Origin of the sequence: Mesorhizobium sp. M8A.F.Ca.ET.161.01.1.1 (assembly GCF_004792105.1) — a bacterium.
Classification (GTDB): Bacteria; Pseudomonadota; Alphaproteobacteria; order Rhizobiales; family Rhizobiaceae; genus Mesorhizobium.
In genome coordinates, this window is record NZ_SRTD01000395.1 from 1 (window position 1) to 300 (window position 300).

The 300-nt window shown below is 59.7% G+C and carries 1 pseudogene; it reads right to left on the bottom strand.

The features are described 5' to 3' along the window. Positions 1–300: pseudogene (locus EN804_RS36245) on the bottom strand (hypothetical protein); the annotation flags it as partial.

Sequence of the window (300 nt, forward strand, 5' to 3'; positions counted from 1 at the left end):
TCCATCACGGTTTTTGTCGGAATGAGCGCATAGGGCGTGCCATCCGGCGTCTCAGTCAGGCTGATCGCCTGCGCGTCCATGGTGAATTCGGTTATCTTGACCGCCGCGAGCGCCATCTGCATCTGCGCCGTCAAGGCGCTCCGCAACTGCTCCACGGTGACACCCGCATCACTGGCGATGAACTCGAAGATTTTCGGCGGCACAGTCTTGCCGACCGTTTCGAAATCCTGCGCATTCAGGGCGGTGCTGAAACGCTCGATCTGGGCATTCAGCCTCTCCTGCTCGGCAGGAGAGAGATCA